Here is a 26,598-nt window from a genome sequence, read left to right as displayed (position 1 = left end):
CGTCAGCCCTCTGCGGCGACGACTTCCATGCCCAGCGGCGCGCCGCCGGCAGCAATCGCCAGCAACAGGTCGACGTTAGGATGCGCGCCGGGGCGGTTGCGTGCGTCCTCGGTGTGTTCGCAGAATATCTCCAGACCGTGTTCGGCAGCCTTCGCGTCCAGCACTCCGAAGCACTGCTTCAGGTACTGGTAGACCGCCAGCGATCCCTGCTTGCCCGGCTTGTTTTCGATCCCGGCCACCACCGTGCCCGCTTCATCGACAAGGTCGAGGCGCTGCACGCCGTCGATCGACGGCAGCTTCTGAAGAGTGTCCTTGAAAGTCGTGCCCGGTTGGATCGTTGCCAGCATTTTTCGAATAGTCCCGTATCAATTGCGCGCGGCCCCTAACACCTTCCACCGCCGTCCGCCATGCGGTGCGGGACGGAGATGAACCGTCACGACGAAACGCCGATGCCAAGGCGCGCCAGCACCCAGTCGGCGCGGGCCGGCACCGGCATCCGGGGCACCGGTTCGACGCAATATCCCAGTCGCTCGCAAGCCCGGACGAGCCTTTCATACTCGGCAACAGCCTCGTCGAAGCCATGGAGACGGTCTCCGTCATTGCGGAAGATTTCCGGCCAGGGCGGCGTCATGAAAACGCGGCGGTGATAGCGTTCGGCTCCGCAGGTGTGTGCGGCAGGGATGCCGGCGGCATGTTCCAGCGCCACCGCCGCATCGATCAGCCCGCGATCGAAGAACACCGTGCCCGGCAGACCCGCCGCCTGCCTGCGGTCCTCCAACGCCATCGCGACCGCGCGCCGGGCGAATGCGGTGGGATCGATCCACGGCAAGGCCGCGCCGCCGGTCAACCGCTCCTGCGCAACGATCCGGCGCCCAGGCTCCGCCACCACTGCGAAGCCGCGCCGTTCCAGTTCGCCAAGCAGGGTCGACTTGCCGCCGCCGGAGCAGCCGGAAAGCACTACAAAACGGTCCATTACACCTCTTTGTGATCATAGCGGCAGCACTCGGACGGGATTTTCCCTTCATTCCGACGCAAAACGGTTCGGCTTCCTACCCAAGCGGATAATTGACGACCGGGCGCGAAAACGCGAGATCGAACCGCCCATGGAGGATGGACATGAAGGTCTACACGCTCAAGTTTCTGGAAGACGGCATCGGCCTTGCCAAGCGCCTCGAGTTTTCGGCTCCCGACATCGCCGGCGCCCTGATCATCGCCCATCAGCAGGCGGCTCGTCGCAGCGCGGAGCTTTGGGAAGGCGCAAGGAAGCTCTGCACCATCCGGCGCGTGGCCCAGAATCTGGAAATTACCGGACTGGCCTGATCGCGGACAGACAAGACCCATGAGCCCGCGGGGCGGTGATCTTGCCGCCTTGGCGTTTCCAGCCTTGGCATCATGGGTTAGTCTCGGGCGTCCACACCGCGCCGCGGAGGCCCCATGAGCACGATCGAGACGCGCGAATACCAGATGTTTCCGGTCCTGTCGGCAAGCGAGCTGTCTCTCGCCCGGCACTTCGCCAGCGGGCCGGAGCGCCGCTTCGCCGCCGGAGAGACCGTCTACGCCATCGGCGATACGCAGGCGCCGACCTGGCTGGTGCTGGAAGGCGCGATCGAAGTGCAGCGGCGCGACGGGCTCAACCGGGCTGCACGGATCACCACCCACGGCCCCGGCCAGTTCAGCGGGGAAATCAATCAGTTGTCCGGCCGCCCGACGATCGCCGGCGGAACCGCCGGACCGGACGGCTGCACCGCCGTGCCGATCGACGACGTTCATTTGCGCGCGCTCATGATCGGTTCGGCGGAACTCGGCGAAAAGGTCATGCGCGCGCTGATCCTGCGCCGGGTCGGCCTGATCGAGGAAGGCGGCGCCGGCCCGATCATCATCGGCATTCCGCAAAGCGCGGAAGTGCTGCGCCTGCAGGAATTCCTCCGCCGCAGCGGCTACCCCTCGCTGGTTCTGGATGCGACCCGGGACGAGGAAGGCAAGGCCATGGTCGAACGCCTCGGCGTGGGGCCATCGGAATATCCGCTGGTGGTCTGCCCCAGCGGATCGATCCTGCGCGCACCGCACGAGGAGGATCTGGCCGCCTGCCTTGGCCTGACCTCGCACATCGATTCGGACGTGCTGCACGACGTTGCGATCGTCGGCGCGGGGCCGGCGGGGCTGGCCGCAGCGGTCTATGCCGCGTCGGAAGGGCTTTCCGTGGTCGTGCTCGATTCGCGCAGCATGGGCGGACAGGCCGGTGCTTCTGCGCGGATCGAGAACTATCTGGGCTTCCCCACCGGCATCTCAGGCCACGCACTCGCCGGCCGCGCGTTCAACCAGGCGCTGAAGTTCGGCGCCCGGATCGCCATTCCCGTCTCTGTCGAAGCGCTGATGCCGGAAGAGGAGAACTTGCGCATCACCATGTCCGCAGGGCGCTGCGTGAAGGCGCGAACCGTGGTGGTCGCATCCGGCGCGCGTTATCGCCGGCTTCCCATCCAGGGCCTCGAACGCTTCGAAGGCACGGGCATCTCCTACTGGGTCTCTCCCATAGAGGCCCGGATTTGCGCGGGTGAGGAAGTGGCGCTGGTCGGCGGCGGCAACTCCGCCGGGCAGGCCGTGGTCTATCTGGCGCCGCAAGTGAAGCGCCTGCATCTGATCGTGCGGCGGCCACTGGAACAGACGATGTCGCGTTACCTGATAGAGCGGATTGCCGAACTGCCGAACGTGGAAATCCACGTGGGCGCGGAAGTCATCGCGGTGGACGGGCAGGAGGACGGCACGCTGGCCACCATCGACATCCGCTGCGGCGACGGCGTGGTCCGCCAGCGCGACTTGCGCCACATGTTCCTGTTCATCGGCGCCGATCCCAATTCGGACTGGCTTCCGGCCGAGGTCGAGAAGGATGGGAACGGCTTCGTCGTCACCGGCGCCGCGCAGCCGCTGGAAACCGCCATGCCCGGCGTCTTCGCGATCGGCGACGTGCGCGCCGGATCCACCAAGCGCGTTGCCGCCGCCGTCGGCGAAGGCGCGGCGGTCGTCTCGCAGATCCATGCCCTCCTTGCCCGAAAGGCCGTGCCATGAGCTCCTGCCCGCACAGTTCGACGATCAACACGGTCACGCCCAGCGCGCGCGGCTGTGAGGAGTGCCTGAAGACGGGCAGCTTCTGGGTCCATCTGCGCCTGTGCCGCAGCTGCGGCCATGTCGGCTGTTGCGACGATTCCCCGAACCGCCACGCCAGCGCCCATTTCCATGCGACGCACCACCCCATCATCGAGGGCTATGATCCGCCCGAAGGCTGGGGCTGGTGCTATGTGGATCGGGTGGAGGTAGACCTGCCGGACCAGACGCCGCAGCTTGGACCGATTCCCCGGTTCTTCTAGGCCCTCTTCCCTCCGCGCGAATCCATCACCATCTTCGCGCCAAGGAGAACAGTTCATGCCCACCTACCAGAAGTCCGCCGAAGCGATCGCGCGCCTGACGCCGGAACAGTTCCACGTCACCCAGCACAGCGGCACCGAACGGCCCGGCAGCGGAGAATATCTCTACAACAAGAAGCCGGGCATCTACGTCGACATCGTTTCGGGCGAACCCCTTTTCGCCTCTTCCGACAAGTACGAATCCGGTTGCGGCTGGCCCAGCTTTACTCGGCCGATCGAGCCGGCCAACGTGAACAACCTGGTGGACCACACCCACGGCATGACCCGCACCGAAGTGCGTTCCGCCCACGGCGACAGCCACCTTGGCCACGTGTTCGAGGATGGCCCGCTCGATCGTGGCGGCCTGCGCTATTGCATCAATTCGGCCTCGCTCCGCTTCGTCCCGCGCGAAGAGATGGAGGACCAGGGCTACGGCGCCTATCTCGATCAGGTCGAAGACATCGGCTGATCGGAACACCGAATGCGACCGCCGTTCGCCGCGGCGGTCGCGGCAGGCGTGCAAAGGTCATGGATATCCTGTGCCGACCTTGGGATTCTTCCCGATTCCCTCACGTGAAGAATTCTGGAAAGCCATCCAGGCAGAACCTTTTCTGCATGATCGCATCGGCGAAAATCCGGGCGTTCCCCCTCGCCGCGACGTGAACGGCGTGCCGATGCGACAAGCTCGGATGCATGATGATGGCAGATCGGCCCTATCTGGAACGCCGCGCCCGTAATCGGGTGATCAGCATCGTGTTCGCCTGCGCGTCCTTGACGGGGCTGCTGGCCAGCGGATGCTCCGGGCCGAAAGACCAGACGAAAACGCCCGAGCACAAGGAAACCGCGACAGCCGCAGCCAGCGATGCAGCGCCGACATACGAACTGGGCCTGCCGCCCGACATGCGCAAACTGGTGGACATCAAGTTCACCGGCGACTTCGATGCGCTGATCGCCCGGCGCCTCATTCGCGTGGGCGTGCCGTTCAACCGCACCTTCTACTTCATCGACAAGGGCGTGCAGCGCGGCCTGTCTTACGAATATCTCACCATGCTGGAGCAAGAGCTCAACAAGCGGCAACCTCCCGGATCGCTGAAAATCCACGTCGTGCCGATCCCAATGCCACGCGACGCCCTGCTGCCTGCCCTGCGCGACGGCCGCGTGGACATGGTGATCGCGCAATTGACGATCACGCCCGAACGCCAGAGCCTGATCGATTTCACCAACCCCACGCGCACCGGCATTTCGGAAGTCCTCATTACCGGACCGGGCGCTGCGCCGGTTCACTCCACCGATGACCTCGCCGGGAAGACCATCTTCGTTCGCAAGAGTTCCAGTTATTATGCCAGCCTGCAGACACTCAACGCCGCGCTGAAGGGCGCGGGCAAGAAGCCTGTCGATATCCGCGCAGCGCCGGAATCGCTTGAAGACGACGACCTGCTGGAAATGGTGAACGCCGGGCTGATCCCGGCGACGGTCGTGGACGACTACCTTGCGCGGTTCTGGAAGTCGGTCTTCCCCAATATCCAGATCCATGATGACATCGCCGTGCGCCGCAATGGATCGCTGGCGGTGGCGATCCGCAAGAATTCGCCGCAGATGATGGCGAACCTCAATCAGTTCATCGAAACAAAGGGCCTCAATTCCGCGATCGGCCGGGTTCTCCAGAAGAAGTACCTGCAGAACACGAACTATGTGAAAGACGCCTCTTCAGATGCGGAGCGTCAGAAGTTCCTGAACCTTGCGGCACTGTTCCGCCGTTACGGCGGGGAGTACGATTTCGACTATCTGCTGATGGCCGCGCAAGGCTATCAGGAATCCCGGCTGGACAACAATGCGCACAGTCCGGTCGGCGCAGTCGGCATCATGCAGCTCATGCCGAAAACCGGCGAAACGCAAAAAGTCGGCGACATTCGCCAAGTGGAACCGAACATCCATGCCGGCGTGAAATACATGCGCTTCCTGCGTGACCGCTATTTCGAAAAGGAGCCGATGGATCCGCTGAACAAGGCGCTATTCACCTTCGCCGCCTACAACGCCGGCGCCGCCCGGATCGCACAGCTGCGCGCGATCGCCAAGGAACGCGGCCTGAATCCGAACATCTGGTTCGGCAATGTCGAACGTATCGCCATGGAAAAGATCGGATCGGAAACGACCACGTACGTCAGCAATATCTACAAGTATTACGTCGCCTACAGCCTGATCCAGGAAGCGCGGGAGCAAAAGGCAGCGGGCAAGGCCAGCATCACGGGTCACGCCACCGGAACATAGAGCGCGCGCGCCCGTAAAGGCAGGGAACGTTGTCTGCAGTGGATGGTTGTTTCCGGGCATGAGGTCCGTCATTCTTTCGAGCAGCCCTTTCCCGATGTCGTCGCCGCGGATGGCACGTAGGCCGTCGCATCCGTTGCAGGGCTGAGCAGGAGCCTTCGGATGTTGCGATCGTTTCCCGAAGGCTCGGCGGAAGGCAGCGCGGTTTGGCTGGATCTTCTATCGCCCGACGACGACGAGAAACGGGCGATCGAACAGCGCTTCGGCATCCGCATTCCCGATCTGGCCGCGCTGCGCGAGATTGAATCCTCCAGCCGCCTGCGCGTCGACGGCCAGATTCTCTACATGAGCGCGCCGTTGATCGGCGGCATCAACACCGGACACTGGCAACTGGCACCGGCGGGCTTCATCCTTACCCCCGATGTCCTGGTGACCGTGCACTATGCGGAGCTCTTGCCGTTCGACTCCGTTGCGAACGCCGTCCGCAATGCGCCCGATCTCACGCCGGGCTCTGCACTTGCGTCCTTGCTGGAAGACATCGTGGACCGCGACGCAGACCACCTGGAACACGCTTCGGAAATGGTCTCCCAGGCATCGCAGGCGCTGTTCTTCGAAGAGACGTTCCGATCCCGCCTAGGCAAGGAGACCCGCAAGATTCGCGAGATCATGCGCAACATGGGCCAGGCCAGCGATCGCGCCTCCCGCGTGCGCTACACGTTCCTGAGCATCGGCCGCATGGTGAGTTTCGTCCTCGATCGCTGCACGCCGGAACTCGATCAGGCTCTGCGGGATCGGCTAGAGGCCGTCCAGCACGACATAGCCTCGCTCGACGAGTTCGAGACGAGCCTGGGCGGCCGGATCCAACTGCTACAGGACGCGGCGACCGCCTTCATCAGCATCGAGCAGAACGACGTGGTCAAAGTGCTGACGGTCGCCTCGGTTGTGGGAATACCGCCGGTTTTGGTGGTCGGCGTCTACGGCATGAACTTTCATGTCATGCCCGAACTGGCCTGGCCGCTGGGCTATCCCTTCGCGCTCATTCTCTGCCTGCTCTCCGCCCTTGTCCCCTACTTGTGGTTCAAATGGCGGGACTGGATCTGAGCGGGCCCGATTGCGGCACCTGAGCCGATGCCTATCATGTTTCGGGAAACCGACGTGATTTTTGGGAAACTGGCTGGGGCGGCAGGATTCGTAATTTCGCAACAACTATTTGAAATGTTATTTGCACCAGAAAATATAGTGAAAACCTTACCAACATTAAATCCAATATAATTGTGACCGTTGGTGGGATTCACTGAGAAACTATGAAACTTGTCTTAGGTTAAGTCAAGCTGTTCAGATGTGGTGCCGGTTTTTTGATTTTTTGGGTCTCTGAGCGGCGATTTTTACGCATGGCGTGGAGATTCTCCAGGGTTGCCGCCTTGAAGGCACCGTCCAGCCGCCCCGTGCCTGGGCACGGCCGCGCTCTATTTCGCTGACGCTCAACCGAGCCGCCTGCGGCGTCTCGTCGGCATAGCCGTTTCGATCGCTGGCGGGGCGGGACGCTGTCCGCGTCCCGTCAGCGGTCTCCGCGCCTGTGGCGCGTCGGCGTGTGCCTCGGCTCCAGGGTGACGGGGGGCGTCACGGCCCCTTAGCCCCGCCATGGCGAGCCGCAACCTGGGCGGAGCCCAGGTCCTCCACCCTGTTCCGGCCTTTCGGTGCACCCCGCCATCTGAGGCGAGGCTTTTGGTCCGCTCCTGCCGCCCCCCGCCACCCCGGCGCCGGTCAATGGCGGTTGAGGAAAGGAACAGGAGAAATGGAAAGGACCAATCGCCAGAGCCTCTATGGAGAGGTCACGTCGCGCATCATTGCCGAGCTCGAAGAGGGGCGGCTCCCTTGGGTGCAACCCTGGGACAGTGCGCGGTGCCCCTGCCTGATGCCGCATAATGCGGTTTCCGGAAGGGTCTATTCCGGGATTAATATTCTGATCCTGTGGTGTGAGGCAGTGGAACGCCGGTTCGCTTCGCAGCGCTGGCTTACCTTTAAACAGGCCCTGGCGGCAGGCGGTCATGTGCGGCGCGGCGAGAAGGGTACGGTCATCTGCTATGCGGATCGCTTCACCCCGAAGGGTGAGACCGAGCAGGCACAGTGCGAGGATCGCGAGGCGCGCACGATTGCGTTCCTGAAGCGCTTTGTCGTGTTCAACCTCGATCAGATCGAGGGGCTGCCGGAGCAGTATGCGGAGGAACCGGTGGTTCCCGATCCGGTGATGGCAATTGCCGAGGTGGATCGGATCATCGCAGCCACCGGCGCGGATTTCCGGATCGGCGGGGACGAGGCTTTCTATGCCCCCAAGCTGGACTACGTGCAGGTGCCCCCACAGGCGGCTTTCCATGAGCCGGTGAACTGGTTCCGGACGGCACTTCATGAACTTGGTCATTGGAGTGGCGGAAAGGGCCGATTGGATCGCGATCACACCGGCAAGTACGGTACGGCATCGTATGCAAAGGAAGAGCTGATTGCCGAGATGACCTCGGCCTTTGCCTGTGCATCGCTGGGTATCCAGCCCACGGTGCGGCACAGCGATTACATTGGCTCATGGCTTGAAGTGCTCCGCGCCGACGAGAAGGCGATCTTCCGGGCGGCCAGTGCAGCCAGCAAGGCAGCCGATTACCTCCTCGCCTTCGGGGAGGAAGCAGCATGAGGTGGTATCTCTATCTGCTGCAGCAGCGCTTCCACGAGGCATTCCTGCGTAATGCCTTCCCCGAGTACGAGCAGCCGGAACTGCGGCGTCTGGCCCGCGCGATCTACTCGCTTCCGTACCTGCCCAATCGGGCCTTCTGCCTCTGGCGCTTCGAAGGTCTCCGCTTTGAGCAGATCGCCGAGCGTATGGGCATCAGTGTTCGCCGGGTGGAGAAAGAGCTTGGCTGCGCGATGGGCATGATCGTGCGCTCGCGGGATCGGCAGGAGCGCAAGGGCTGGTAAGGAACCGGGGCGCGTCCGCTGCGGCGGACGCGCCTCGGCCTTGTTTCAGGCGTGACGATTTTTCAGGCTTGCGGCGGGAAGTCGTCGACCAGGTACGAGATCGGACTATTCATCCATTCGGTAATGGCGCTTTCGCGCCAACCGCAGCAGCGCTCGGCAATGCGAACCTGTCTCGGGAAAGTGCCCGACTGGATCTTGCGGTAGAGAGTTGCGCGGGACAGGCCCGTGCGTTCGAGAACGATATTCAGGCGCAGGAAACGGTCGTGGGGCGTCATGTTCATTGGCGTTGTCCTTTCCTGTTCGTGAGGTGGACTGGCCGGCCATGAGCAAGATTGGGCCAATTCGAGCAGGGCGCAAGTACCCGAAACGCCCGTAAAGCGGGGGAATTCCTTCAATCGGACGCCCTGGGACGACTGAGGTCGACTGGGGACGACAAAATAATTTTGTCGCAGGATGCACACATCCTCCGGCTGTGTCCCAAGCCGTCTCAGCCCGCGTCTCGCACGCGAGCCTCAACCATCTCATGAGCCCGAATCGCGTCAGACCTCGACGACGATCACGCCGCGCCTCCGTCTGGAATGTCAGCGCCGCAATGGTGCTATCAGGATCGCACTGCCCGCTGCCGCGACCGCGCGTGGCCGGTGACCTGGCACACATGACCGAGCAGCGCGGCAACCAGCGCCCGAACCTCATCGGGCGTGAAGCCGCCATCGTCGGGATGCTTGCCGTCCATCAGATTGCGGCGATTCCATTTCCAGTAAGGCGCCAGCACCTGCATCAGCCGCGCCGTCTCCGGGCAATCGTACCCGAATGCGGTCATGTTGGCGTAGGCTAGCGACCTGTCGACATGCAGGCTGATGTACCGGGCACACCAGCTGTCCGGAAAGCCGACATCGAGCAGATGCGAGGACAGTGCGAGCTGCACGACGATCCCGGTCGAATAGAGAAAGTCCGGCCAGTCGAATGGCGCGTCCGGTGACAGCATGGCCGCGAACTGTTCGGCTCGCTTGTAGCGGTCACGACTGAGGCTGCGGCCTTGCTTGGTGCGCAGCAATCGCACTGGTTCGGCGTCGTAGATTTTCCAGAGCGCGGCGAGCGCGGAATTATCGTGGGGCAAGGAGTTGAGCGCCGCAGAGACAGCGGCGATTTCATCGGGTGAAGCAGCAGGAACAAGAACGTCCATTGGCACCTCCGGGTCCGCATCAGGGCGGGTTGGCGGAAGCCTTCGGGACAACCTGCGGACCAGTCCCGAACTCCCGCACGCTAACGCGCGGGAGCCGCCGGAGCTGGTAACATGCAAGTGACATGCGCCGCCGCCTTTAACCCGAAGGTTTGGACATACGCGTCGGCACCCCGGAAAACTGTGTTTTCCGAGCTTGATTCACTTGCGGGATTACCAGTCCCGGCGCTGCCCTTTGCACAGCGCCTTGGCAGGATAACAGACGGGAATCCTTAGGCCAAGTTCTGACTGGATCGGGCCGGTCCAGTGGCGCTCGGACGGTAGTTACAGCGATCTTCCGATGCTGCGCTCCGCCTAGAGGTGAAAACGCAGTCTGCGCCTGTGCGAATGCGAACCGCGATAAGGCTCGCAGGCAATTCCATCGCCATCGGCATCAAGCTGCGGACGATAGCCGGGCTCGTCCACGTAGAGCGGCGCTGCGCCGGCTGCTCTCGCCTCATCGCAGTTAGCATAGTAGGCCCACGACTTCGGCGAGGAGGCTGAGCCGGAAGAGGGCAGCAATTGCTGGACCGCTTGCAGCGGTTCATCACCCTGGGTGCTGAGGTAGCCCACGCCGCCGCCCACAATCGCTGCGAGGCCGAGCCACGTTGCGGTCCGGCGGGTTTGCGACTGTCGCTTGCGCGGCGCAGGGCGTTTCCTGAACTGTCTGCCGTGCTGAAGCGGCAGCGCCCGAAATCGCCTCCTGTTGGACATCGCTTCCCCGCCCCCGTTTGCCCAACCCGGGCTGCGTGTTCGTGGGCCTTGGCCCCGCGAACACGCCGGTTGTGCCTTCAACAGTCTAAACGATCGCTAAAGGCCCGCATGCCGCGCCTTCGCCACAGCGTCAGTGCCTGATCGCGATCTTCGCCGCGCAGCTTCGCCGCTGCTTCGACGAGCAGACCGAGGATCACTGCGCGGTCATCCCCGGTCAGTTCGACCAGTTCGGCCTTCGCGATCAGCCCGCCCAGTTCGATGAGCTGGCGGGTGCGTTCGCGCCGCTTCACTTGCCACGCGCGGGCATCATGCCGCGCCCGGCTCGCCAAGTGGCAGTTGCGCGCTGCCTGGTTCCGCCGCAGCGCTGCCCAAGTTGCTGTGATGCTCGCTGCCAGTTCCTGCGCGAGCGCCTTTGCCGTGCCCTGAAAAGAACGCGGCGCCCCGCTTGCGCCACGCCTCCTTCTTTGCTGCATCGTTGGAGGTGGCAGCATCAAGGAGTGCGCCGGCCAGCACTTCGGCGGAAAGCGCATCGGCACCTGTCGCGTTCACCAGTTCGCCGAGCTGGCTGGTCTTGCGCGTTTTGAGTTGCCGCGCCTTATCGGTAAGCGCTTTGAGTTCGGCGTCATAGTCACGGGGCTTGCGCATCGTCCGTCCTTTCTTTGATCGAGGCGGACGTTTCAGCTATCGGGAGTCTCAGCGCCGAACAATAGCGTGAAATCTTCTGGGATTTCGCGTTCCCGAGTGCGATGAAATCGTTCGAGGGCGCGCTTATACGTCGTGCCGACGTGCTGCTTGAAGTGTAAATGGTTGGCCGTCATGGCGATCTACCACTTCTCGGCCAAAGTCATTTCTCGCGCTACCGGCTCCTCGGCGGTGGCCGCCGCCGCCTATCGTTCCGCCTCCCGGCTGCACGATGAGCGGCTGGGGCGCGATCATGACTTTTCCAACAAGGCGGGCGTCGTCCACTCGGAAGTCATGCTCCCCGAGAACGCGCCCGAGGAGTGGCACAATCGCGAGCGGCTGTGGAACGATGTCGAGGCGGCCGAGAAGCGCAAGGACGCACAGCTCTGCCGTGAGGTCGAGTTCGCCATTCCGCGCGAGCTCGACCAAGTCGAGGGCATTCGCCTCGCAAGGGACTTCGTGAGCCGTGAATTCGTGGCGCGGGGCATGGTCGCCGATCTCAATGTGCACTGGGATATCGGCGAGGACGGCCAGCCCAAGCCCCATGCCCATGTGATGCTCGGCATGCGCGAAGTGACCGAGGAAGGGTTCGGTCCCAAGGTTCGCGACTGGAACCGCACCGAACTGCTCACCCATTGGCGCGAGGCCTGGGCCGATCACGTCAACCAGCGCTTGGCCGAACTCGATATCGATGCGCGGATCGATCACCGCTCGCTGGAAGCGCAGGGCATCGAGCTCGAGCCGCAACACAAGATCGGTCCTGCCGCCTCGCGCATGGCGGGGCATGGGCTGGAAAGTGAAAGGCTCGAAGAGCACCACGCGATTGCCCGCGCCAATGGCGAGAAGATCCTCGCCAATCCGGCAATCGCGCTTGATGCGATCACCCACCAACAGGCGACGTTCACCGCGCGCGATCTCGCCAAGTTCGTGCACCGGCACAGCGATGGGAAGGAGCAGTTCGATCAGGTGCTGGGCGCGGTCCGCGCCTCGCCCGAGCTGATCGCGCTCGGCAAGGACGGGCGCGGCGAGGATCGCTTCACCTCGCGGTCGATGATCGAGACCGAGAGGCGGCTCGAGAAGGCCACGATCAAACTCGATGCCGGGCGGCGTCACGGCGTCAGCCGTGCCATGCAGGAAAAGGCGCTCGCCCGTGCAGAGGCGAGGGGCCTCTCGCTATCGGGAGAGCAGCGCGGCGCGCTCGAACATGTGACCAATGGCCGTGGGCTCTCATCGGTGATTGGCTATGCCGGCACTGGCAAGAGCGCGATGCTCGGCGTGGCCCATGATGCCTGGCACTCGGCAGGCTATGAGGTGCGCGGCGCTGCGCTCTCCGGCATCGCCGCCGAGAACCTCGAAAGCGGGTCGGGTATTTCAAGCCGCACGATTGCCAGCATGGAGCGGCAATGGGCGCAGGATCGCGAGCTTCTGACTGACCGCTCGGTCCTCGTCATCGACGAGGCCGGGATGGTCGGCACCCGGCAGATGGAGCGCGTGCTCTCCGAGGCTGAGAAGCGCGGGGCCAAGGTCGTGCTGGTAGGCGATCCCGAACAGTTGCAGGCGATCGAGGCCGGTGCAGCATTCCGCAGCATTGCCGAGCGCCATGGCAGCGTCGAGATCATGCAGGTGCGGCGCCAGAGCGAAGAGTGGCAGCGCGAGGCCACCCGCGATCTTGCCACCGGACGCACCGGCGAGGCGGTGCTGGCCTATGAGCAGGCTGGGCATGTCCATGTGGCGCCGACCCGCGAGGCTGCGCGCGAAGCGCTGGTCGGACAGTGGGATCGCGATCGGCAGCGCAATCCCGAGGCAAGCCGGATCATTCTCACCCACACCAATGACGAGGTTGGCGAACTGAATACGGCGGCGCGCGGGAAGATGCGCGAGGCTGGAGAGCTCGGCGAGGATATGGCGCTCAAGGTCGAGCGCGGCGAGCGGGCCTTTGCCGTGGGCGACCGGGTGATGTTCTTCCGCAACGAGCGCAGCATGGGGGTGAAGAATGGATCGCTGGGCACCCTGCGCAGCGTCTCGCCCTTCAGCATGGCGGTCATGCTCGATGATGGCCGGTCGGTCGCCTTCGACCTCAAGGACTATGCCAATGTGGATCACGGCTATGCCGCGACGATCCACAAGGCGCAGGGCATGACGGTGGACCGGGTGCAAGTGCTCGCCACGCCGGGGCTCGACCGGCATGGCGCCTATGTGGCGTTGTCGCGCCACCGGGCGCAGGTCGATCTTCATTATGGCAAGGACGACTTTGCCGATCGCTCGAAGCTGGTTCGTGTGCTGAGCCGGGATCGGTCGAAGGATATGGCTTCCGACTACAGCCCGGCCTTCGAGCTGAAGCGTGAGCCGCAAGCCGAAATCGCCATCAAGCGCGATCCTTTTGCCGGGCTCAAGCTAAAGGCGCCGACGATTGCCGCGCCGCCGAAGCCGCTGGAGGTGGCGGTGCAGGCCTACGGGCGCGCGGTGCAGGAAATCCGTCGCATGCAGGCGATGGGGCTCAAACCCATCGGCATGCAGAACCAGGCGTTGGATCAAGCGGCCGACAATCTGGACCGCGTGCGGGAGCATGGTGCCCGCGATCTTCAGGAGGCGATGCGAAAGGAGCCCGATCTCGCCGACGAAGCCGGGAAGGGGCAGACCCGCCGCGCGATCCAGGCGATGATGGCCGAGAGCGAGATCCGCATCGATGCCGACTTGCGTGCCGACCGCTTCGTCAACGAGTTCCAGACCCAGACCCGGCTCCTCATGCGGATGCGCAGGGAGGGTAATGAACTCGGCATGGAACGGGCGGCAGAGCGAATCGATCAGTTCGCCAAAAGTCTCCATCGCGACCCCGAACTCGAGTCGCGGCTGAAGGCGAGATCGTTTGAGCTGGGAATCCCGGTGCGTGAGAATGCTTCGTTATCTCACAATATCCAGAACTGGCTCGGCCGCTCGCGCGATCGTGGAATCGGGATAAGCTGATCGGATGCCCGACATCCACACCCCCCAAGAGCTTGATCCTGCCGCTGCGTTCGAGGCCATGGGCCAGCGTCTCGCAGGACTTACTGCCGCCATCGACGGCCTCGCCGTCAAGTTTCAGGAGATGCATGCCCGCGATTACAGTCCCGAGCTGGCGAAGATCGAAGAGCGTTTCGAGGCGGTGCGCGGGGTCGTCGAAAAACTCAACCATCATCCGGCTATGGCGCTGACGCCCGACAAGATCGCCGGGCAAATTAAGGAGGCAGGCAGGGAGGGGCGTCTGGCCGATCAGCAGGCGTGGGAGCGGGCGCGGAGCGACCTTTGCGTCGGTGTTGCTTCCATCGACAGTGTGGTCACCAAGGCCCGCGATGGGCAGGTGCAGAACAAGTGGATGGCGATCACCGCCAGCGTGACGCTTATTGTTGGGCTCTTCCTAGGGGGTGTCGGTAAGGACGCCATTTCATGGATGGCTCCTGCGAGCTGGCATTGGCCGGAGGAACGGGCGGCGGCGATCCTTGGGCGCGATAAATGGGCTGCCGGAGAACGGCTTTTAGAGGTTTCCGATGCGGACAGGTGGTTGAAAATGCAGGCCACTTTGCGTTCGGGCGAGGACCAAGAGGTCGGATCCGCAAAATCTGCCAACCCCAAAGCAAACCGCAAAGCCAATCGCGTTGGGAGTGGGCGCGCGAACATGCAGCGACTTCACACGTCGGAATGACTGGCTCTGGCCGTGACGAGACTGACCGCTTTCGCCGACTTTGTGGTCGCCTGTGCTGGTTGCCTATCGCGTATTGCGACCGCTTCTAATTGAAGGCAGACAGGTGGCATGAAGCATGACTTATCAGCCGAGCTACGTCGCGAGCGCCGCGCTGTCCTGCGATCATACTCGACATCTTTCATGTCGAATACAAAATGGCGGTCTGTCTTCGATACCTTAGAGGACGATAGCCTCGGCATACGACAGCTTGTAGTCAAGTTTATCGAGACCGAGGACGCAAAGGTTATCAGTTTACCATGGCTCCATGCGCCCCATGTTTTTGCGGACAGCTTTGAATTTGGCCCATTTCCACTTGTCGGGATCGAATGGATTGAGATTCCAGCGGTAGCTGTTTTTCCTCGCAAAAATAATGTACCTGCGGCACACTACACACACGATCTTGCGGCCGTCCGTTCTGCGCTTTTGGCGCTCGGCAGGAAACTTCCCTTGGAAGACATCTCGACTGGCTTACGGGTTGTTGGTCACGTCCGCTGAAGCCTCCAAGCTGCCTGTCGGCTATCCACCCTCGCCGGTCATAGAACTGCCATCGCGGCCACTCTGGATCCAGGTCGGCCGGATTGCGCGATTTTAATCCGAAACTTGCCCTTCCGGACACGCTGACATAGCGGACTTTCCAAAGCCGGTTTAGAAGAGGCTCATGGGACCAATCGTGTTTCTTATATGTTACCTAGTTGCCGCCGGGGTAATTGGCTTCTTCGGAGCGCAATCAACACGTTTTTGGGTGCGCGCAGTCGCGGTTGGTATCGCGGCCAGCTTGCCGATTTTGCTTTGGCTAATGCTAGGCATCAGAGATGCCCTTCTCTTCGGCAATCCCGTTTTTGAGCGTGTTACCGAAGCCGGTCGTTTCTGGTTCTATGCGGGTAGCGGACTTGCTCTTGTCGCGACACCCGTGTGGTTGCTCGTTGGGCTTTGCGGACTTTGGGTTGGTGTTCGCAAGCAGAGGCGGCATGTCAGCTGACCCAACAAAGCGGAATGGCCGATTTTCAGAGTTTTAATCTGATACCTGCCGTTCCGGACGCGCCGACGATGCGGACATAGCCTTGTGGCTCTTGCAGCATCCACAGATGCTTCGCTTCAGCGGACCAAGTCGCCTGAGAGGACTTGCCCATGCTCGAGTGCCACAATCGGTTGCTTCCCACCTGGCAGAGGAGGAATTAAGCGAATCTGTCCTCGTAGCCGTACATTGGGGAGCACAACCTGCTTGCCCTGTAATCGAATAGGGCCAACGCGATCTGGATTCTGAATGTTGTTCGGAATGAGGATCGACTGCTGCTCGCATGTTGGATCAACCAGATAGGCAATTTCGATATCTTGCCGCCAAAGACCCGACAGATTTACCGAGCGCCCTTCAAAGTCGATTGGATGGGCTGTCACTTGGCAAACAGTGAACTCGCCTATGGCTTTAGCTGGGGCGCTCGACGCGCAACCAGCACTCGAAATGGCAAGCGAGCATGAAACAAGCAATTTCCGCATCGATGCTGGATATACCGTCGTAATGAATGCGACAATGTCCGCTTGCCCGACCAAAGGGACGTTCGCTGCCCCATTCGCGCGCCCTGAAAGACGACCTTCGTTCACCAAGCTGATAGCGACGGTGAACGGCTAACTTTGGGACATTTCGCTCGGTCCGGTTCCGAGCAGGTAGCCCAAGAAAGCTGACGCTCCGGGCATAGAAATTGCCATCAGTGCTTTGGCTGCAATGCGCCCATTCCGGTCGCTCGGCGGTTGATTTGACGATAATGGAAGCCGCCCGTCCGCTTTCCTTGTACCGAATGGCCAATGGTAGAACCCGGAGTGGTGCTGGCGCGCTCTTAGCTCAGCTAGAAGTTGGCCTATTGTTTGCTTAAGGCTATTCTCTCGGGAACACGATAGAGCCGGACGCGAGCGGCTCCCATGACACTACGCTCAAGGGTAGCGCTTGAAAGTGTCGCAGTTATGCGCGTGCGAGGGATGTAATCGGGATCTCGGCTAGCTTTGCGCATGAAGTAGACCGCAACGCTTGGAGACAACCGCTCACGCGCCATCTGCGGTTTGCCGAATGTCAGGGTTAGCCCCTCCATTCCAGAGCGAAATTCCCGGGATCTGCCTGCGTAGCGAGTCTGCTAAGCTCGCCTGAGGTTCATGGTTGGGAATTCAAATCATGCGGAGAGCCTGGACTTTAATAGCGCTCGCACTTGGGCTCACTGGACGCCCGGCTTTTGCCGATGAAGCCTATGTGGAGGCCACAGGCGGTGTAAATTGGACAGCCGACGAGACCGATGCGATCGCAGGAGTCGCCGTCGGATACGATGTCGATCTCAACGAGACTTTTTTCGTGGGCGTCGAGGGTACCGCAGAAAAGCTTCTAACGGATGGCACCCGCGTAGCGTGGGGAATCGGCGGACGTTTCGGAGCCGCGGTGCTGCCACGAAGCAAAATCTTCACCGGCGTGAACTGGCAGTCGAAAGATTGTCGAGAATGCGGAAACGCGGTCGGGCTCGGAGCGGGCTGGGAGCAAAGCCTCAACGAAAAGATATATGCGAAAATCGAGTTCAAACACCTTTTCGTGCAACGCGGTGAGCCGAATGCAAATGTCGGGATCGTCGGAATTGGTGTAATGTTCTAATGGCTGTCCGCTCGGCGGGCCTGGATCCATAAGGCCGTCAATGCGCGCCCATCGGGTCGGATGCGACTAAACGAATGCCCGGGATTTCCCTGATTGCAACGCGGGCGGTGTCGAGCAGAATTCGTCCGATGAGCGATAGGAAGTCAGGCAATGGAAGAAGCTTTACATAGGCTAGCGGAGTACATTGCAGCAGCAGTCAACCTGTTTGCAATTCTTTCGATCGCCATTGGCGCTTTGCAAGGTGCGTTTGGGCTTTCGAGGTTACTGATTTTCCACGCCAGTGAAGAGCAGCTAAGGCCAGTGTGGCTGTCTCTCGCGAGATGGCTCGTTGCGGGCCTCACGTTCCAGCTCGCCGCAGATATAGTCGAGACGACTATTGCACCGACGTGGGATGATATCGGCAAGTTGGCCGCGATAGCCGTGCTCCGGACATTCCTGAACTTCTTCCTGGATCGCGATCTTGACGGTTTGCGGGAGAGGGAAGCCAAAGAGATAGAAGCAAAACGTGTCGCACAAGCGCAAATGTCCGATGCCAGCATTTCAAAGTTGTGATGGCAGATATGAGCCCACAGGAATGGTCACTGCAGGTGGCGGCTATATGAGGATTAAGGTGGCCACAACCAGTTCCATGTCGAATGCTAAGTTTGACGCCGTGTGACACGAGGAGGACAGCTCTTCAGCTTGGACCGATAAGCCATACGTCCTTTTTGACCTGCGATGGCACGGCCGTGGCGGCGGTAAATAAGAGCCCGCCAGGCAAAGCCGCCCGATTAGGAAAATGGTTGAACCTCCGGTCCAACCCCGCCCCGCTCACACCCAAAGCGTTCGGCTCGGGCTGTTCTGCCGACTACCGATCGACGGCATGTTCCAAGACCCGTCGGAAAGGTATTGATCTCCGCAATATCGCTGCAGCCGCCAAGCCTACGCTGCGAAACGCATTCTGACAGCGAGACGCGAAAAAATGACCCGGCAGACGAGGCTGCCGGGTCAGTGTCAGGCTTAACTCAAATCGAGTCGCCCTTGGGTCGCGCCGGCATAGTATCCCATTACGGTTATGAAAATGTGACGAATATCACGCTATCACGCCTTGATCATTAATGAACTTCAGCATTTTAACCTGCACTGGATGCAGAATCGTTCATCATAGTGAGCGCCAACGCCGACGAGGCGCACTTCAGAAACAACGGCGAAACTCTGCTACATATTTAAACGCAGCGTAAGGTAACAAGGGAGGCCGATGATTTTTCAGCTTGTCGCAACTCTTGCTGCGTGGGCCGGACTCGGGTGGGTTTGCTCAAAGTTGGTCGGCATTTTTGTGGGCGGAATGACATCAGTAAAGACGTTGCAGTGTATCGCGAGTGCGCGCTCGGAGGTTCTTGCACAGGGCGCCCGGCGCGATCTTGCGAAGCAGCGCCTATCTAAAGGGGTCGGGCTCGCGATGTGCGTATGCACGCTGCTATCGCTTGTCCATTTTTGGAATTGGCGCTTAGCGTTTGTCGGAGCGGCGATTATGCTGTCGCACCTGGCCGATATGCTTTGGAAAGTGTATGGCCAGAGCACTTCCCAGATATTTGCTTTACCAAGGCCTAGTTTCTATCGCGCCTCGACCTTCCTTCGATTAGCAGCGCTGCCAGCGCTTTGGCTAGCGATCCGTTGAAAGCGGGTTTGAGGCCGTGCAACTAGAGCGTGCGGCGGGCCGAAAACGCCAAGCGACTGTCCAAAAGGACTTAGCAGGTTCGATCATGCTCGATTCGCCGTAAGCGGGGCCGCGCACCCACCTTGCGGGTCTGAAGCACAGCGCCGAGTCTGCGCGCCCTGACCGGATAAAGGGCGTTGGTGCTATGACGATGCCATGTGATGATGCTGGCACTAGCCGGGTAACCCGTTTCGAAGTGTTCACTGGTGCGGGGCGGCGGCGGGATTGGCCGCCGGAGGTCAAGGCTTCGATCCTGGCCGAGAGCTTTTCCGGGCAGGAGACGGTTTGCTCGGTTGCGCGGCGGCATGGCATGAGCCCGTCGCAGCTGTTCACCTGGCGCCGGCAACTCCGCAAGCAGTTGGAGAGCCAGGGCGCGGCCGTGCCGGCTTTTGTTCCTGCCGTCGTCGATGCCGTTGCCGCAGAGGAGTTCACGCCTGCGATCCAGCGGCCGAAGAAGCGACGGCGCTCGAAGGCGAGCGCAGTGGAACTGGAGATCGACGGCGTTGCGGTGAAGATCAGCAGCGGCGCCGATGCCGGGGTGATTGCCGCGGTGATCGAAGCGCTCCGGGTCACCCGATGATCGGACCCGGCGCAGGTGCCAAGGTCATGGTGGCCACACGCCCGGTCGATTTCCGCAAGGGGCCCGACGCGTTGGCCGCGCTGGTCGGTGTCGAGTACGGCGGTGATCCCTATTCTGGCGTAATTTACGTGTTTCGGGCCAAACGCAGTGATCGGATCAAGCTTGTCTGGTGGGATGGTACGGGGCTGTGTCTGATGGCCAAGAGGCTGGAGTCCGGCGGGTTCAAGTGGCCGGCCATCCAGGACGGCGTGATGCGCCTGACGGCGGCGCAGTTGGGCGCCTTGCTTGAGGGTCTGGACTGGCGCCGTGTGCATGGCGGACGCCGCCCGATCGCTCCGCAGATTGCCGGTTGACGATGGTTCCTCCTACTGATTCACTCCTTCCATGCTCATGGAAGCGGATCTCCCCAACGACGTCGAAGCGCTCCGCGCGCTCGTCCTCGAGCAGGCCCGTGAGCTTGATGTTCTGAAGGTTTTCCAGGCCGAAGTTGAACGCCTGAAGGCGATCATCGAGGCCCTGCAGCGGCACCGGTTTGGCCGCCGTTCCGAGCAACTCGATCCCGATCAGTTCGAGCTTGCCCTGGAAGAGGTCGAGATGGCCTTGGCCCAGGCCCAGCACGCCGTGGACAAGGCGAGCCGGGCATCGGCGGATCGCCCGCGCAAGGTCAACCGGGGCTCGCTTCCCGCCCATCTCGAGCGGATCGAGCAGGTCGTCGATGTCGAGGATAAGGCCTGCCCCTGCTGCGGCGGCGCGCTCCACCAGATCGGTGAAGACGTGGCTGAGCGTCTCGACGTGGTGCCTACCACCTTCCGCGTCCTGGTCACGCGCCGTCCGCGCTATGGCTGCCGCTCATGCGAGGGCGCGATCGTCCAGGCACCGGCTCCGGCGCGGATCGTCGAGGGCGGCATCCCCACCGAGGCGCTGATCGCGCAGGTGCTGGTCGCCAAGTACGCCGATCATCTGCCGTTATACCGGCAGGCCCAGATCTACGCGCGGCAAGGTGTCCAGCTCGACCGCTCGACCCTGGCGGACTGGGTCGGCCGGGCAGCCTGGTATCTGCGCCCCTTGCGCGATCACATCCTCGAGCGATTGCGACGATCCGGGCGGCTGTTCGCCGATGAAACCACGGCGCCGGTGCTCGATCCAGGGCGTGGTCGGACCAAGACGGGCCAGCTCTGGGCCTATGCTCGCGACGATCGACCATGGGGCGGCGAAGATCCGCCGATGATGGCCTACGTCTATGCCGCTGACCGCAAGGGTGAGCGGGCGGAGGCGCATCTAGGCGACTTCGTCGGCATCCTGCAGGTCGATGGCTTTGGCGGCTACGCTGCTCTGGCCAAGCGCCGGCAGCAAGTGAGCCTGGCCTTCTGCTGGGCGCACGTGCGGCGCAAGTTCTACGAACTGGCCGACAGCTCGCCGGTCGCGACCGAGGTGCTGCGCCGGATCGCAGTGCTCTACGCGATCGAGGAAGAGGTTCGCGGCACTTCGGCGGAGCAGCGCCGCACCGTGCGCGCCGAACAGGCCCGCGTCATCGTGGATGACCTGCACATCTACCTCGAGGCACGACTTCGTCAGGTTAGCGCCAAGAGCAAGCTCGCCGATGCTATCCGCTACGCGCTCACCCGCTGGTCCGGGCTGTCGCTGTTCCTCGAAGACGGCCGCGTCGAGCTGGATTCCAACACTGTCGAGCGATCAATCCGTCCGCTGGCCCTCAATCGCAAGAACGCCCTCTTCGCAGGCTCTGACGAAGGCGGCGACAACTGGGCGGTCATCGCCACGCTGATCGAGAACTGCAAGATCTCAGCCATCAACCCGCATGCCTGGCTCGCCGAGACCCTCTCCAGGCTCGCCGCAGGTCATCCCGCCAACGCCGTTGGTGAACTCATGCCTTGGACCGCCGTGGCCTGAGCACAGCGCTTACGATTCGCCGAAGTGGCATCGGTATTAAATAGATGCGATGATCGGGCACCGCAGCCGCGGTTGGATGGTATTTCCCACCATGACTCATTTCTATACCAGGGGCGACTGGCAATCCGGCTGTGCCTTCCTACACGGCTACAAGATTGTTTCGAATAGCATAGCGGACCAATTGACCAACCGAAGCCAACTGTAATTTTGCCATCACCGCTGCCCGATGAGTTTCTACCGTTTTGGTGGTGATCCCCAAGTTGGCAGCCACCTGCTTATTCAATTTTCCTTCAGAAATCAGCTGAACGATCTGTCTCTCACGCGGTGTCAATGCGGATGGTTCGCTTTCCTGCGGATGCGTAAGCTTTTCAACCAATACATCGGATATCGAGGAGGAGAAATAAGCCTTTCCAAGCTGGACCTTTTTGGCTGCCCTAAGCAGTTCATCATTCTCGTCAGTTTTTAGTACAATACCACGAGCGCCGCATTTGATATAGTCAACTATCATTTCATCGGTGAAACACGACGTATAAGAAATGATCTTGGTGTTTGGAAGTTTGCTCCTTAGCCTGAGCGTAAGGTCAAGGCCGTTTAGCGAAGGCATAGCGTGCTCCACTATGACAATATCTGGCTGTACGTCATACGACACCTCAATTGCCTCGAGGCCATCAGAGGCCTCGGCAACTATGTCGAATCCGTGGTGGGTGGATAGTATGTTGCGAATCCCCAGCCGAAGGACTTCGTAGGGTTCAGCAAGTAAAATTCGTGCCAGCCTTTGAGCCATGAACCACCTTGAATAATTGCTAATTGCAATATCTTGGACGATTATGGCGACCCGATTTCTTAGGGAAACTACCTAAGGGATTGGAGTAGGGGCGCTCCATAGGTAAAAACCCTGACAGGGTTTCGCGGGGGTCCTGACGGGGCGTGCCGCTCGCCACTCAACAGGATCGTTGGGCCGTTCGCTCTACACTCAGTGCCACCCTAGCTGAGACTCGGGGTTTCACCCGATCCCGCTAACAGCGGCAGCTTGGTAACCGTAGCGCTCCCAAAAGCCTATCCGGAGCAGCGAGATGCCCAATGGAAAGCCCAATATTCTCGTCATTTGGGGCGACGACATCGGAATGTGGAACGTGGGTGCCTATACCCACGGCATGATGGGCGACACGCCCAACATCGACCGCATTGCCAAAGAAGGCATGATCTTCACCGATCACTACGGACAGCCCAGCTGCACCGCGGGTCGCGCCGCCTTTATCACTGGCCAGATTCCCCTTCGCAGCGGGATGACCACAATCGGCATTCCCGGATCGGCGCTTGGCCTGCAGAAGGAAGACCCGACGCTGGCAGAAGTGCTCAAGGAAGCCGGTTACAAGACCGGCCAGTTCGGCAAGAACCACCTTGGCGACCGCAACGACTTCCTGCCGACCGTCCACGGCTTCGACGAATGGTTTGGCAACCTCTATCACCTCAATGCCGAGGAAGAGCCGGAGCAACTCGACTATCCCGGCCAGAAGGATCCCGAATACCTCAAGAAGTTTGGGCCGCGCGGCGTGCTGCACGCCTGGGCGACAGAAGAGGATGATGACACGGAAGACGGTGTCTTCGGTCGGCGCGGCAAGCAGAAGGTTGAAAACACCGGCATGCTCACCCGTAAGCGGATGGAGACCTTCGACAAGGAAGTCCTCGACAAGACGATCGACTGGCTGGACCGCAACAAGGAAGGTCCATTCTTCTGCTGGTTCAACACTACCGCGATCCACATCTTCTCGCATCCGGCACCGAAGTACGTACAGATGGCGGTCGACGAAGGGCGGGCTGAAGAAGACGTCGTCCGCGCCCGCATGATCGAGCACGACGAACATGTCGGCGTGCTGCTGAAGTGGCTCGATGACAACGGCCTCGCCGAAGACACGATCGTCATCTACTCGACCGACAACGGTAACGAACTGATGTTCTGGCCCGATGGCGGCTACGCCCCGTTCCGCGCTGAAAAGGGCACGACTTGGGAAGGCGGTGTACGCGTGCCCATGATGGTGCGCTGGCCGGGCCAGATCGAAGCCGGCAGCAAGTCAAATGCTTTGCAGAGCCATGAAGACGCCTATGTCACGCTGGCCGCCGCAGCCGGGCTTACCGACATCAAGGAAAGGCTGCTCAAAGGCACTAAGCTGGGCAAGAGCGAGATCACCTACAAGGTTCATCTCGATGGCTTCAATCAGCTCGACCTGTGGACCGGCAAAACGACCAAGTCGGCCCGAAACGCTTATTTCTACTACGACGAAACCGACCTGATGGCCGTACGCGTCGGCAATTGGAAAATGCACATCGGCGTGAAGAAGGAAAACAGCTGGTGGAATGAAAAGTACTGGCCTTCGGTCCCTTACATCTTCAACCTGCGGATGGATCCGCTGGAAAAGATGGACCCTGAAGATGCCGAATGGGGCTATATCGGTCGCAAGTTCGTGGGATCGAAGTTGTGGGCTCCGAACGCGGCGTCCCCCTATATCGCGGCCCAGATGAAGAGCATCATGGATTATCCGCCGCGCCAGGGAGCGGACTCACTGAGCGTACACGCCACGCTCGAAAAGGCGATGGCGAAACTTCAGAACGCTAGCGCAAGTAGCAACTAGTTTTGTTGCCATTTGGCCGATGAACAAGGAATGGGCCGGCGCCTACACGCCGGCCCATTCTCTTTTCGCAGCAGCAGCTTGATGGGCGCAAGTTTGCCCCCTAGAAATGAGGCGCAGCTATGTCTGCCTTGGCGGAGAACGTTTCCTTGAACCGGAGAGCAGCCGATCCGATCCGCGCGTTTTACACGGCCCACCCTTATCCGCCGCCTCTTCCCGATCTCGAGGGCGTTCGCAAGGCGTGGAGCGATCCCAACCGTGCGCGCGGCGAGTTTCACCTCTTCTGGCCGGATCGCCCCTACCGCACGGATATCGACATCCTTGTCGCCGGTTGCGGCACATCGCAGGCCGCTCGCCATGCGATTTCTTGGCCGGAAGCATCGGTCATGGGGATCGACGTCAGCTCGACAAGCCTGCAGGAAACCGAGAAACTCAAGCAGCGATACGCGCTTGCCAATCTCGAAACCGAACAACGTGCAATCGAGGATCTGGGTAAGCTTGAGCGCCGCTTCGATCTCGTCGTGTGCACCGGGGTCCTGCACCACCTTGCTGATCCCGAAGCGGGGCTCAAGGCCCTTCGTTCGGTACTCAAGCCTGGCGGCGTGCTCTACCTCATGGTCTATGCGCCGTATGGCCGCACTGGCATCTACCTTCTGCAGGATTATTGCCGCAGGCTTGGCATCGGCACCTCGCCCGAGGCAATCGCCGAATTGGTGGAGGCAGTGGAAGCGCTTCCCTGGCAGCATCCGCTGCAACCTGCGCTCCAGCAGTCACGCGATTTCCTCGCACCCGATGCACTCGCCGATGCCCTGCTCAATCCGCGTGACAGGGCCTACAGCGTGCCGCAACTGTTCGACGCCTTGGCCGCCAACGGACTGGCGTTCCGGAGATGGTATAAACAGGCACCCTACCTTCCCGTCTGCGGGGCGATCGCCGAGACTGCGCATAGCGCGAAGATCGCGGAATTGGAGGCGCCGGAGCAATATGCAGCAATGGAACTGTGGCGCGGCGCAATGGCGACTCACAGCATCGTTGTCGGTTGCGACGAAGATGCCCCGGCTGCTGCGATCGATTTTCGGGAGGAGGCCTGGAGGGATTACGTGCCGATCCGCCTTGCTGCGACCTCCTGTGTCGAGGAACGGCTTCCGCCGGGTGCCGTGGGCTTGCTCTTCAATCGGACTCACAAGTTTCACGACCTGATCCTGCCTATTGGTCCGGACGAGAAAGTCATGCTCGATGCCATCGATGGAAAGCGAACGATCGCCGAAATTGCGGATCGGGCGGGCGGGGCTGCATTGCCGCTAGCGCGCGCGTTCTTTGATGCCTTGTGGTCCTACGATCAGGTCATTTTCGACGCATCGGCATCGCGCTGACGTACCGGGAAACCCGAAAACTCAATTCCATGCGATGACCTTTTCTCCGCATGTAGGAGATCCAAAACACGGGTTCTGCGATTCAAATCGATCGCTCTGAGCCGGCTACGGCTGGCCTTATCCGTCCAGCGAAACTCTTCTAGCGGATCGGGAAACCACGACCGAATTCCAAATAGGCCGGTCAACACACCGTCAATGTCACGTACCCATTCCAACGAGCCCACGAACCGTCCCTTTTGAAAGGGCACGGCAAAGCCCGGCTCAAAATCTTCCGAGGTCACCGAGGGGAAGCAGTTCACAAAATGTGGACTGAGCAAACTGGCCGCTACGCCCTCCGGTGGTTGGAGCGCCCGTTGGAACAGCCGCGCAAGCGCGTGCTTGTGTACGAACACGCCCATCATATGCCGTTCAAACTCAATACCCGCAGAACTCCAACGGGGAACAAATCCAATGAGGCAGATGCTGGCGTCCAGCCCATCCCTATCGTCTTCGACAAGCAGCGTGCGCTGCCAGCCGAGGAGCATCTGTTGCCGGCATTTGATGACCTTGGGATGTTGAACGGCCATAACGGCGCGCCGAAACCTGCGCAGCGTCATCTGGCCTTCGAACTCTGCCAGGACCTGCCGGGCAATTTCTGCGCCATCAAGCCTCACGAGATCGAAAACACGGTCAGCATTGTTTTGTGCCCAACGAGGACAGAATGCCATCCTGACAGCTTTCAATATTTCGCAGCGAGTATCGCATCGGAAGTGTGACGGCACCAGCACCCAATAAGGCGGACTGTCGTTGGATGGTGAGGAGGTTCTGCGTGCGGCTGCACCTCACGAAT

At 61.3% G+C, this 26,598-nt stretch carries 27 protein-coding genes; 18 read left to right on the top strand and 9 right to left on the bottom strand.

Features of this window, described 5'->3' with window-relative positions:
- Window positions 1-2: 2 nt before the first annotated feature.
- Complete coding sequence (locus ACZ1JC_RS17315; protein ID WP_465135698.1) at window positions 3-347, bottom strand: DUF2322 family protein; 345 nt, start codon at window positions 345-347, stop codon at window positions 3-5.
- A gap of 86 nt (window positions 348-433) precedes the next feature.
- Window positions 434-973 (bottom strand): AAA family ATPase, encoded by a 540-nt coding sequence (locus tag ACZ1JC_RS17310; protein WP_465135699.1) that lies wholly within the window; start codon window positions 971-973, stop codon window positions 434-436.
- 143 nt (window positions 974-1,116) lie between these two features.
- Here ACZ1JC_RS17310 and ACZ1JC_RS17305 point away from each other — a divergent pair, with 143 nt between their 5' ends.
- The 8 genes from ACZ1JC_RS17305 to ACZ1JC_RS17270 all read left to right on the top strand — a co-directional run bounded on the left by ACZ1JC_RS17305 (window position 1,117) and on the right by ACZ1JC_RS17270 (window position 8,627).
- Entirely contained in the window at window positions 1,117-1,320 is a 204-nt protein-coding gene (locus tag ACZ1JC_RS17305; protein WP_395332183.1) for a hypothetical protein, read from the top strand.
- A 114-nt stretch (window positions 1,321-1,434) separates the two neighbouring features.
- A complete protein-coding gene (locus ACZ1JC_RS17300) occupies window positions 1,435-3,063 on the top strand; it encodes an FAD-dependent oxidoreductase (protein ID WP_465135700.1) in 1,629 nt (542 codons plus the stop codon).
- The gene (locus ACZ1JC_RS17295) at window positions 3,060-3,362 is read left to right on the top strand and encodes a UBP-type zinc finger domain-containing protein (RefSeq protein ID WP_465135701.1); all 303 of its coding nucleotides are present in this window, start codon (window positions 3,060-3,062) and stop codon (window positions 3,360-3,362) included. The genes ACZ1JC_RS17300 and ACZ1JC_RS17295 overlap by 4 nt, the downstream gene beginning before the upstream one ends.
- Window positions 3,363-3,417: 55 nt before the next feature.
- Window positions 3,418-3,867: a peptide-methionine (R)-S-oxide reductase MsrB gene (msrB, locus tag ACZ1JC_RS17290; RefSeq protein ID WP_465135702.1), complete on the top strand. Its 450-nt coding sequence runs from the start codon at window positions 3,418-3,420 to the stop codon at window positions 3,865-3,867.
- A 224-nt stretch (window positions 3,868-4,091) separates the two neighbouring features.
- The gene (locus tag ACZ1JC_RS17285) at window positions 4,092-5,666 is read left to right on the top strand and encodes an MltF family protein (RefSeq protein ID WP_465135703.1); all 1,575 of its coding nucleotides are present in this window, start codon (window positions 4,092-4,094) and stop codon (window positions 5,664-5,666) included.
- A gap of 159 nt (window positions 5,667-5,825) precedes the next feature.
- Entirely contained in the window at window positions 5,826-6,764 is a 939-nt protein-coding gene (locus ACZ1JC_RS17280; RefSeq protein WP_465135704.1) for a magnesium transporter CorA family protein, read from the top strand.
- A 694-nt stretch (window positions 6,765-7,458) separates the two neighbouring features.
- Entirely contained in the window at window positions 7,459-8,346 is an 888-nt protein-coding gene (locus ACZ1JC_RS17275; RefSeq protein WP_465135705.1) for an ArdC family protein, read from the top strand.
- Entirely contained in the window at window positions 8,343-8,627 is a 285-nt protein-coding gene (locus ACZ1JC_RS17270; RefSeq protein WP_465135706.1) for a sigma factor-like helix-turn-helix DNA-binding protein, read from the top strand. The genes ACZ1JC_RS17275 and ACZ1JC_RS17270 overlap by 4 nt, the downstream gene beginning before the upstream one ends.
- Before the next feature lie 62 nt (window positions 8,628-8,689).
- Here ACZ1JC_RS17270 and ACZ1JC_RS17265 read toward each other — a convergent pair whose 3' ends face one another.
- From ACZ1JC_RS17265 to ACZ1JC_RS17245, 5 genes are all read right to left on the bottom strand, one after another.
- Window positions 8,690-8,908, bottom strand: a complete 219-nt coding sequence (locus ACZ1JC_RS17265) for a helix-turn-helix transcriptional regulator (protein ID WP_465135707.1) — start codon at window positions 8,906-8,908, stop codon at window positions 8,690-8,692.
- A gap of 320 nt (window positions 8,909-9,228) precedes the next feature.
- On the bottom strand, window positions 9,229-9,810 hold the full coding sequence (locus tag ACZ1JC_RS17260) for a hypothetical protein (RefSeq protein WP_465135708.1): 582 nt from the start codon (window positions 9,808-9,810) through the stop codon (window positions 9,229-9,231).
- A 351-nt stretch (window positions 9,811-10,161) separates the two neighbouring features.
- Complete coding sequence (locus tag ACZ1JC_RS17255) at window positions 10,162-10,560, bottom strand: excalibur calcium-binding domain-containing protein (RefSeq protein ID WP_465135709.1); 399 nt, start codon at window positions 10,558-10,560, stop codon at window positions 10,162-10,164.
- Window positions 10,561-10,637: 77 nt separating this feature from the next.
- A complete protein-coding gene (locus tag ACZ1JC_RS17250) occupies window positions 10,638-10,850 on the bottom strand; it encodes a conjugal transfer protein TraD (protein ID WP_465135710.1) in 213 nt (70 codons plus the stop codon).
- A 16-nt stretch (window positions 10,851-10,866) separates the two neighbouring features.
- Entirely contained in the window at window positions 10,867-11,205 is a 339-nt protein-coding gene (locus ACZ1JC_RS17245; RefSeq protein WP_465135711.1) for a conjugal transfer protein TraD, read from the bottom strand.
- Between the two features lie 171 nt (window positions 11,206-11,376).
- On the opposite strand from ACZ1JC_RS17245, the gene traA reads away from it, so the two are divergent.
- From traA to tnpC, 8 genes are all read left to right on the top strand, one after another.
- A complete protein-coding gene (gene traA, locus ACZ1JC_RS17240; protein ID WP_465138563.1) occupies window positions 11,377-14,205 on the top strand; it encodes a Ti-type conjugative transfer relaxase TraA in 2,829 nt (942 codons plus the stop codon).
- Between the two features lie 4 nt (window positions 14,206-14,209).
- A complete protein-coding gene (locus ACZ1JC_RS17235; protein ID WP_465135712.1) occupies window positions 14,210-14,920 on the top strand; it encodes a DUF6118 family protein in 711 nt (236 codons plus the stop codon).
- Between the two features lie 180 nt (window positions 14,921-15,100).
- Window positions 15,101-15,454, top strand: coding sequence for a hypothetical protein (locus ACZ1JC_RS17230; RefSeq protein WP_465135713.1), 354 nt, complete (start codon window positions 15,101-15,103; stop codon window positions 15,452-15,454).
- Between the two features lie 1,666 nt (window positions 15,455-17,120).
- Entirely contained in the window at window positions 17,121-17,585 is a 465-nt protein-coding gene (locus tag ACZ1JC_RS17225; RefSeq protein WP_465135714.1) for a hypothetical protein, read from the top strand.
- 150 nt (window positions 17,586-17,735) lie between these two features.
- Complete coding sequence (locus tag ACZ1JC_RS17220; RefSeq protein WP_465135715.1) at window positions 17,736-18,137, top strand: DUF1622 domain-containing protein; 402 nt, start codon at window positions 17,736-17,738, stop codon at window positions 18,135-18,137.
- 1,289 nt (window positions 18,138-19,426) lie between these two features.
- Window positions 19,427-19,861 (top strand): IS66-like element accessory protein TnpA, encoded by a 435-nt coding sequence (gene tnpA / locus ACZ1JC_RS17215; protein ID WP_465169084.1) that lies wholly within the window; start codon window positions 19,427-19,429, stop codon window positions 19,859-19,861.
- Window positions 19,858-20,214, top strand: a complete 357-nt coding sequence (gene tnpB / locus ACZ1JC_RS17210; RefSeq protein WP_086494214.1) for an IS66 family insertion sequence element accessory protein TnpB — start codon at window positions 19,858-19,860, stop codon at window positions 20,212-20,214. The genes tnpA and tnpB overlap by 4 nt, the downstream gene beginning before the upstream one ends.
- Window positions 20,215-20,245: 31 nt before the next feature.
- Window positions 20,246-21,769: an IS66 family transposase gene (gene tnpC / locus ACZ1JC_RS17205; protein WP_465135716.1), complete on the top strand. Its 1,524-nt coding sequence runs from the start codon at window positions 20,246-20,248 to the stop codon at window positions 21,767-21,769.
- Between the two features lie 139 nt (window positions 21,770-21,908).
- Here the strand turns inward: tnpC and ACZ1JC_RS17200 are convergent, their stop codons facing one another.
- Window positions 21,909-22,553: a LuxR C-terminal-related transcriptional regulator gene (locus ACZ1JC_RS17200; protein ID WP_465135717.1), complete on the bottom strand. Its 645-nt coding sequence runs from the start codon at window positions 22,551-22,553 to the stop codon at window positions 21,909-21,911.
- Between the two features lie 289 nt (window positions 22,554-22,842).
- Here ACZ1JC_RS17200 and ACZ1JC_RS17195 point away from each other — a divergent pair, with 289 nt between their 5' ends.
- Together ACZ1JC_RS17195 and ACZ1JC_RS17190 are read left to right on the top strand one after the other, a co-directional pair.
- On the top strand, window positions 22,843-24,399 hold the full coding sequence (locus tag ACZ1JC_RS17195; RefSeq protein WP_465135718.1) for an arylsulfatase: 1,557 nt from the start codon (window positions 22,843-22,845) through the stop codon (window positions 24,397-24,399).
- 146 nt (window positions 24,400-24,545) lie between these two features.
- The gene (locus ACZ1JC_RS17190) at window positions 24,546-25,769 is read left to right on the top strand and encodes a class I SAM-dependent methyltransferase (protein ID WP_465135719.1); all 1,224 of its coding nucleotides are present in this window, start codon (window positions 24,546-24,548) and stop codon (window positions 25,767-25,769) included.
- On the opposite strand, the gene ACZ1JC_RS17185 is transcribed toward ACZ1JC_RS17190, so the two are convergent.
- The gene (locus tag ACZ1JC_RS17185) at window positions 25,736-26,476 is read right to left on the bottom strand and encodes a hypothetical protein (protein ID WP_465135720.1); all 741 of its coding nucleotides are present in this window, start codon (window positions 26,474-26,476) and stop codon (window positions 25,736-25,738) included. The genes ACZ1JC_RS17190 and ACZ1JC_RS17185 overlap by 34 nt on opposite strands.
- Window positions 26,477-26,598 lie beyond the last annotated feature (122 nt).

The organism is Sphingomonas sp. BL-S-28, assembly GCF_055521515.1.
Note: the sequence above shows the minus strand (reverse complement) of the source record. Positions and strands in the feature narration are given on the sequence as shown.